9 protein-coding genes are annotated in these 7,830 nt (G+C 67.7%); 4 read left to right on the top strand and 5 right to left on the bottom strand.

Annotated features, from left to right (window positions below):
• Positions 1-2,332: indolepyruvate ferredoxin oxidoreductase family protein (locus WAZ62_RS10550; RefSeq protein ID WP_422643485.1), on the bottom strand; the 2,332-nt coding region annotated here is incomplete at its 3' end.
• A gap of 125 nt (positions 2,333-2,457) precedes the next feature.
• Here WAZ62_RS10550 and WAZ62_RS10555 point away from each other — a divergent pair.
• The gene (locus WAZ62_RS10555; RefSeq protein WP_422643486.1) at positions 2,458-2,811 is read left to right on the top strand and encodes a RidA family protein; all 354 of its coding nucleotides are present in this window, start codon (positions 2,458-2,460) and stop codon (positions 2,809-2,811) included.
• 3 nt (positions 2,812-2,814) lie between these two features.
• Here WAZ62_RS10555 and gcvA read toward each other — a convergent pair whose 3' ends face one another.
• A complete protein-coding gene (gcvA, locus tag WAZ62_RS10560) occupies positions 2,815-3,702 on the bottom strand; it encodes a transcriptional regulator GcvA (RefSeq protein ID WP_422643487.1) in 888 nt (295 codons plus the stop codon).
• Between the two features lie 108 nt (positions 3,703-3,810).
• Between gcvA and WAZ62_RS10565 the strand changes: the two genes are divergently transcribed.
• Positions 3,811-4,047, top strand: coding sequence for a hypothetical protein (locus WAZ62_RS10565; protein WP_422643488.1), 237 nt, complete (start codon positions 3,811-3,813; stop codon positions 4,045-4,047).
• Here WAZ62_RS10565 and WAZ62_RS10570 read toward each other — a convergent pair.
• Positions 4,025-5,413, bottom strand: a complete 1,389-nt coding sequence (locus WAZ62_RS10570; RefSeq protein ID WP_422643489.1) for a sensor histidine kinase — start codon at positions 5,411-5,413, stop codon at positions 4,025-4,027. The two genes, WAZ62_RS10565 and WAZ62_RS10570, sit on opposite strands and share 23 nt — an antisense overlap.
• A complete protein-coding gene (locus WAZ62_RS10575; RefSeq protein WP_422643490.1) occupies positions 5,413-6,087 on the bottom strand; it encodes a response regulator transcription factor in 675 nt (224 codons plus the stop codon). Before WAZ62_RS10575 ends, WAZ62_RS10570 begins: the two co-directional genes overlap by 1 nt.
• 113 nt (positions 6,088-6,200) lie before the next feature.
• Here WAZ62_RS10575 and WAZ62_RS10580 point away from each other — a divergent pair, with 113 nt between their 5' ends.
• Complete coding sequence (locus WAZ62_RS10580) at positions 6,201-6,470, top strand: PepSY domain-containing protein (protein ID WP_422643491.1); 270 nt, start codon at positions 6,201-6,203, stop codon at positions 6,468-6,470.
• Between the two features lie 125 nt (positions 6,471-6,595).
• Positions 6,596-7,126 (top strand): cytochrome b/b6 domain-containing protein, encoded by a 531-nt coding sequence (locus WAZ62_RS10585; protein ID WP_422643492.1) that lies wholly within the window; start codon positions 6,596-6,598, stop codon positions 7,124-7,126.
• Positions 7,127-7,132: 6 nt separating this feature from the next.
• Here the strand turns inward: WAZ62_RS10585 and WAZ62_RS10590 are convergent, their stop codons facing one another.
• Complete coding sequence (locus WAZ62_RS10590; protein ID WP_422643493.1) at positions 7,133-7,735, bottom strand: hypothetical protein; 603 nt, start codon at positions 7,733-7,735, stop codon at positions 7,133-7,135.
• Between the last annotated feature and the right edge of the window lie 95 nt (positions 7,736-7,830).

The following is a 7,830-nucleotide window of genomic DNA, read 5'->3' on the forward strand; positions in this document are numbered from 1 at the left end:
CCGGAATACGGGGCGCAGGCGGCGCCTGACCGGCGGCGCCGATGCGGATGTGACTGGTGACGCCCCCGCCCTTCTGGGCGAGGCCGGTCTGGTCGAGGACGCTGGCTTCCTTGCCTTCGACATGGGCGGCCATGGCGATCAGCGCGCCCAGGGTGACGATCCCGGTGCCGCCGATGCCGAGGGCGAGGATCGACCACGGCAGGGGCGCGAGGGCGGGGTCCGGCAGGCCGGCGGGATCGGGCGCGTCGCCGCCCTTCGGATGCGGTTTTTTCAGCGCGGCGCCATCGACGGTGACGAAACTGGGGCAGAAGCCCTTGAGGCAGGAGTAATCCTTGTTGCAGGACGACTGGTCGATCTGGCGCTTGCGGCCGAATTCGGTTTCCACCGGCACGATGGACAGGCAGTTGGACTGCACGCCGCAATCGCCGCAGCCCTCACACACCTCCTCGTTGATGACGACGCGGCGCGAGGGATCGGCCAGAAGCCCGCGTTTCCGGCGGCGGCGCTTCTCGGCGGCGCAGGCCTGATCGTAGATGATGACGGTAACGCCCGGGGTATCGCGCAGTTCGCGCTGCACGGCATCGAGATCGTCCCGGCCGTGGAAGCTGGTGCCGGGCGGGAAATCGGCGGGTCTGTGATGGGTGATGTCCTCGGCGACGAGGGCGATGCGCGTAACACCTTCCGCCCGCACCTGCGCCGCGATGATCGCCGGGGTCAGCGGCCCATCATGGGGCTGGCCGCCGGTCATGGCGACGGCGTCGTTGTAGAGGATCTTGTAGGTGATCGGCACCTTGGCCGCGACGGCGGCGCGAAGGGCGAGCAGGCCGGAATGGAAATAGGTGCCGTCGCCGAGGTTCTGGAAGATGTGCTTCGTGGTGACGAAAGGCGCCTGGCCGATCCAGTTCGCCCCTTCCCCGCCCATATGGGTGAAGGTCTCGGTGGAGCGGTCCATCCAGGTCGCCATGTAATGGCAGCCGATACCGGCATGGGCGAGGCTGCCCTCGGGCACCTTGGTCGAAGTGTTGTGGGGGCAGCCGGAACAGAAATAGGGCGTGCGTTTGGCCGGCGGCGGCTCGGGCGCATTGGCCCCGGTCAGGCGGCGGCGCCGGTCTTCCAGGGCTTCGTCGCCGGTCAGGGCGTTGAGCCTTCGGGCGACGGCATCGGCGATCTCGACGGGCGAGAGTTCGTCGTGGGACTTGAGCAGGATCTTGCCCGCCGCATCCCGCTTGCCGGTGATGCGCGGCCCTTGCCGGTTGTAGAGCAGGGCCTTCACCTGATCCTCGATCAGCGGGCGCTTTTCCTCGACGACGAGGATTTCCTCCAGCCCCCCGGCGAAGGCGGAAAGCCCCTCCGGCTCCAGCGGCCAGACGAGGCCGATCTTGTAGATGGCGATGCCAAGCCTTGCCCGCGCCGCCGCATCGAGGCCGAGCAGCTCGAAGGCCTGCATCAGATCGCCGTAAGCCTTGCCGGCGGTGATGATGCCGAGGCGCGGGCGCGCCGGCCGCTCCACCACGCGGTTCAGCGGGTTGGCCCGGGCGAAGGCGAGAACGGCGGGCAGCTTGTGCAGATGCAGCCGTGCTTCCTGCGCCTGCGCCGTATCGGGCCAGCGGATATGCAGCCCCTCGTCCGGCGGGGTGAAATCGGCGGGCCGGGCGAAAGATGGATAGGCCGAGACGGCGGGAAGGGTCGCCGAGGTATCGGCGATTTCCGAAACCAGCTTCAGCGCCGCCCAGGTGCCGGCGAAACGCGACAGGGCGATGCCGGCCAGGCCGAAATCGATTACCTCGGCGAGGTTGGACGGCACCAGCACCGGGATCATGGCATCGACGAAGGCATATTCGGTCTGATGCGCCGTCGTCGAGGATTTGCAGGTGTGATCGTCGCCGGCGATGGCGAGGACGCCGCCGAGGGGCGCCGTGCCGGCCAGATTGGCGTGCTTGAAGACATCACCCGTGCGGTCGACCCCCGGACCCTTGCCGTACCAGAAACCGAAGACGCCGTCGAACAGCGGGGTCTTGCCCAGCGCGACCTGCTGCGTGCCCCAGAGGGCGGTCGCGGCCAGATCCTCGTTCACGCCGGGCTGGAAGCGGATGTTCTCGGCTTCGAGCAGCGGCTTGTTACGCTCGAGCTCCAGATCGAAACCGCCCAGCGGCGAGCCGCGATAGCCCGAGATGAAGCCGGCAGTGTTCAGCCCGGCGGCGGTATCGCGGCGATGCTGTTCGAGGGCGAGGCGCACCAGCGCCTGCATCCCGTTCAGATAGATCCGGCCCTCGTGACGGCGGTATTTGTCGTCGAGGGAGATATCGGCGGGCACCAGGGTACCATCGGCCATGATCGTTCCTCCCCGATCGTTGTTTCTTTTCGTCTCTCGCATATTGGCACAGGCGGGCCACTGGACAAGACCGCGTGGGCGCGGCACAACCCCTGCCTCGGCCCTTATTCCAAGGATGAAGCATCATGTCGATTACCCGCCTCGATCCCGGCCCCCGCATGTCGCAGGGCGTCGCCTTCGGCAATCTGGTCTTCCTCGCCGGTCAGGTGGCCGAGACCAAGGCCGGCCAGTCGGTGACGGAACAGACCACCGAGATTCTCGCCCAGATCGACGCCCTGCTGGACCGCGCCGGCACCGACAAGACCCGCATCCTGTCGGCCAACATCTATCTGGCCGACATCGCCACCTTCGGCGAGATGAACAAGGTCTGGGAATCCTGGGTGGTCCCGGGCGTGACCCCGGCCCGCGCCACCATCGAGGCGAAGCTGGCCGCGCCGCAATACACGGTCGAAATCCAGGTCGTCGCCGCGAAGAAGTAAGTCTTATACCGGCGCCCTGCCGGTGAAGGCCGCGACCTCGGCTTCCAGCCAGGCGCGGAATTTCGCGATGGCGGCTTCGTCCCGCCGCTCCGGCAGGGTGACGGTCCAGTAGGAAAAGATATTCGGCACCTCGACGTCGAACAGGCGCACCAGCCGGCCGCTGGCGAGATCGTCGGCGGCCAGCACGCTGCGGGCGAGGGCGATGCCCCCGCCATTCGCCGCCGCTTCAAGGAGGACCGAGGAGTCCTGGATCGCGGTGCCGAACTTCAGCCCCTTCACATCGATGCCGGCCGCCCGGCACCAGATCGCCCAGTCGTCGAAGGAATCGCGCAGCAGCGTGTAGCGGCGCAGGTCTTCCAGCGTCGTCGGCAGGCCGCCCGCCAACCGGGGCGAGGCGACGACATAAAGCGTCTCGCTCATCAGGAAACGGGTATCGAGGCCGGGGTAATTCCCCTTGCCGACGCGCACGCCCATGTCGACACCGTCGCGCCGGAGGTCCACCAACCCCTTGCCGGTCCGCATGTTCAGGACGACCTCGGGATGTGCCTCGTGGAAGCGCTCCAGCCGGGGCACCAGCCAGCGCGCGGCGAAAGAGGTGAGCACGGATATGGTCAGGGTGGAATTGCCCTGTCGGCGCACCGCCTGCATCGCCTCGTTGATGCGCAGAAAACTGGCGGAAAGCGCTTCGGCCAGATGCTGGCCCGGCTCGGTCAGGCCGACGCCCCGGCCCTGTCGCTGGAACAGGGCGGTGCCCAACACGGCTTCCAGCGCCTTCACCTGATGGCTGATGGCGCCATGGGTCAGATGCAATTCCTCGGCCGCGCGGCTGAGCGAGAGGTGACGGGCCGCCGCCTCGAAAGCGCGCAGGGCATTCAGCGGCAGTCGGTCCATGGCCCCTCACATGTCAATTTCATTCACATGTTAGCTCAAGGCTTCTCCTTTGTCGAAGTGCCGAAAAGGGCGCATTCCTTGGCCATGGAACGAGCGCGGAGCACGATGATGACCAATCACATTCACATCATGGCGGGCACGGCGGAAAGCCGGGGCGTAAACCTCTGGTCCCGGATCGCGGCGGGGTTCAGGCACTATCGGGAACGGCGCGAGCATCGCCGGGCGATGGCCTTTCTGCTTTCCGCCGAGCCTCGCCTGCTGAAGGATATCGGCCTCGACCGGGCGACGGTGACGGGCCACTACATGGACCCGGGCGCCGCCTTCAGGTGCCGGCCGCGGGACTGAGCATCGCCGGCATCACCAGGCGGAAGATCGCACCACCCCCCGGCCGGTCTTCCGCCTCGGCCCGGCCCTCGTGTCGCCGCGCGACGGCGGCGACGATGGCGAGGCCAAGCCCGGCATGGCCGGAGCCGCTGGGCGCCGAGGAAACGAAGGGCGTGAAGATCCGGTCGGCGCTGCCTGGAGGCAACCCGGGGCCACGGTCCCGGACCTCGACCACGATCTGCCGGCCGGCTTCCATGAAGGCCGCGGCGACCTCGATCAGGCCGCCTTCAGGCGAGAAGCGCAAGGCATTGCCGACCAGATTGCGCAGGGCCTCGGCCAGCAATTCGGCATCACCCATCAGGGGCAGGGGGGCGTCCTCCGCCTGCCATTCGATCTCGCAGGATTTCGCCAGCGCGAGCGGGGCATATTCGGCGACCACGGTCCTGCCGAGGGCGCCGAGGTCGAGCGGCTTCATCGCCGCCCGTCCCTGCTCGATCCGGGCCGAGGTCAGCAGGCGATCGACGATCTTGCCCAGCCGGTCGACATCGGCGGTCAGGCGCTCGGCGATGGCGCGGTCGGACAGGCCGTCGATCCGGGCGCGCAACACGGCGATCGGTGTCTTCAGTTCATGGGCCGCATCGGACAGGAAACGCCGTTCATGCTCGAACGCGGCGGCCACCCGGTCGAAGGAATCGTTGACCGCGCCAACGAGCGGGGCGATTTCAGCCGGCAGGGACAAGGCGTCGAGACGGGCGTCGCCCCGGGTCGGATCGAGCCGGGACAGGCGCGCGGCGACATCGGCGACAGGCCGCATCACCCGCCGCACGGCCAGCAGGGCGACAACCAGCGAGATCAGCAGGGCGGGCACCGCCGTCGGCGCGATTTCCTTGGCGAATTCATTGCCCACCCAGGACCTGATACCCTGCCAGTCGTTTTCGTCATAGGCGACGGCAAGGCGCAGCGGCGTCTCGTCGAGCGAGATGGTCATGGCCGTGCCCTGAAGCGCGGCGTGGCCCGGCAGGCTCAGGCTGAAGATGCTGCGCCGCCATTCCCGCAGCCATCGGTCGCCGATGGCACGGTGCAGGGCGCCGCCGTCATTGCCGACCTCTTCGCCGCTCTGGGGATCGAGCACGAGGAACAGGATATCCTCGTGCTTGGCCATTACCGCCCGCCAGTCGGGGTCGTCGAAATTCATGCTCAACCGGCCTTGCGCGTCCCGGCCGATCGCATCCTCGATCACCGAGGCGACCTCGTCGACGCCATCCTGGAAACGGTTCCGCCGGTCGGCAAGTCCGGAGATGGCAAAGCCGATCGTGATGCCGACGAGGGCAATGAGATTGGCGGCCACCAGGGCGCGGGCGATCGCCCCCGCGAGACTGCGGCCCATCAGGTCACCGCCCGCAGCACATAGCCGACACCCCGCACCGTCACCAGCTCGACACCGGAGGCCGATTCGACCAGGTGCCGGCGCAGGCGCGAGACCGAGGCTTCCAGCGCGTTGGGCTCCACCGCGTCGTCGAGACCGTAAAGCGCCTCGATCACCGCCTCCTTCTGGACGACTCGCCCGGCCTTCCGCAGCAGGATCTCGAGCAGCGTCGTCTCGCGCCGCGCGAGATTGAGCGGCCGCCCCTCGATGCTCGCCCGCCGCTCCGCCGTATCGAGCTCGAGCGGGCCGAGGGCGAGCACGGGCGACAGGACATGGCGCGGCCGACGCAGCAAGGCCCGCAACCGGGCGACCAGCTCGCCATGGGCGAAGGGCTTGCCCAGATAATCGTCCGCCCCGGCGTTCAGCCCCTCGATCCGGTCTTCCGTGGCATCCCGCGCGGTCAGGGCGAGAACCGGCAGGCCCGGCTGCAGGCGCCGCAGTGCGGAAACGAGCGACAACCCCTCGCCATCGGGCAGCCGGCGATCGAGGACGGCGACATCGAAGCTGCCGAGTTCGGCCAGTTCCCGCGCCTCGGCGAGACTGGCGGCCAGATCGACGGCGAAACCGTCGCGGCGCAGGTTTTCGGCGACGACAGGGCCGAGATCGCGGTCATCCTCGACCAGCAGAATGCGCATGGCGCCGAAAACTCCAAAGCCGTCAGGCAGCCGTCAGCCAGCGGGGTGATAGTCCCCCTCGCAGCCGGTCATCATCCCCCCCGGCCGCAGTGAGACAATACGAGGAACATAACATGCGTCACCTGTCGAGCCTTCTCGCCGTCGCGGCGGTCGCCCTTTCCGCCGGCACGGCCTTCGCCGCCGAAGACCTGTGCACCGGCACCGGGCCGCAGAAGACCGCCGATGAGGTCAAGGCCCAGTACGAGGCCCAGGGTTACAAGATCAAGAAGTTCGACACCGAAGACGGCTGCTTCGAGATCAAGGGGCTCGATCCCGCCGGCAAGAAGGTCGAGATGTACATCAGCCCGTGGACCGGCGAGACGGTGAAGACCAAGACCTATTGACCTGTCTGATATCCGCGGCGTATCGACCCCAGTGATTGTCTATTGCCGCGGAAGGGCCCTGCATCCGCCACCCCTGCCCCCTCCAGGTGGGTGCGGGGCCCGCCCCTTGCCCTGAAAGCATCGCCATGTCTTCTGCTTCCCGCCCCGATACCGTCAGCGTCTGGGACCCTCTGCTGCGACTGTTCCACTGGTCGCTGGTCGCCTCGATCGCGATCGCCTGGTTTTCCGAAGAAGGCGAGCTGACGCACCGCTGGTCGGGCTATGTCGCCCTCGGTCTCATCGCCTTCCGCCTGATCTGGGGGCTGGTCGGGCCGCGCCATGCCCGTTTCACCAGTTTCGTGCGCTCGCCCTTCACCGCCCTCGCCTATCTCATCGACGAGATCAGGGGCCGGGGCCGGCGCTATATCGGCCATAATCCGGCCGGCGGCGTCATGGTTGTCGCCCTTCTCGTGATGATCGCCGTCACCGGCATCACCGGCTGGCTGTCGGTCACCGACCGCTTCTTCGGCGACGACCTCATGAGCGAAATCCACGAGGTTTCAGCCAATCTGCTGCTGGCCTGCATCATCCTTCATGTGCTCGGCGTCGTCTTCGCCAGCCTGATGCACCGGGAAAACCTGGTGCGGGCGATGATCACCGGCCGCAAGGCGCCCTGAGGCGCCTCAGCCGCAGAAGGCCGCCGCTTCCCCGGCCGAAATCCTGCCGTCGCCATTGTCGTCGAGCTTTGCCCCGCGCTCGGTCATCTTGGCGACGACCTCATCGAGGGTGACCCGGAAATCGAGATCGGCATCCGCCGCCATCACGAGATCCGTCGTCGCCGGCGTCAGCAGATAGCGCCGCTTCTCGGGATCGGGCAATTCCGTGCCGCCCGGCGTCTTCACCGGCGCCCCGGTGGGGGGCAGCGGGGTGGCGATCGAGCGGCGATATTCCGCCGGATAGGTCTTGATCCGATAATCGGTCAATTCGGACGGGGTCACCACGCCGTTGTTGTCGGCATCGACCATGGCGAAGAAACGGCGGGCATCGGCCTTGGCCTCCCCCAGATCGACGGCGCCATCCTTGTTGGTATCGGCGCGGGCCACCCAATTGGACTGGGCCGCCGGGCAGCTGTCGGACGGATTGTCCAGCAGTGGCTGCCCCGCGATCGACGACGGCGGCCCGACTTCATAGGACAGGCGCGGCCGGCCGCAGGAAACGAGCGCAAGCGAAGCCACCGCGACGACCAGCAAAGGTCGATACGCGCGGACATACACGTCAGACAACATGAACCGGCCCCTTTTCCTCCCGTTTGGGCGATCCTAGGGCGGCCACCGGGCGGGAGCAAGCCCGCCCGGCGCCGGTCGCCCGCCGGATCGTGAGG

It is taken from the genome of Zavarzinia sp. (assembly GCF_049306435.1).
Lineage (GTDB): Bacteria > Pseudomonadota > Alphaproteobacteria > Zavarziniales > Zavarziniaceae > Zavarzinia.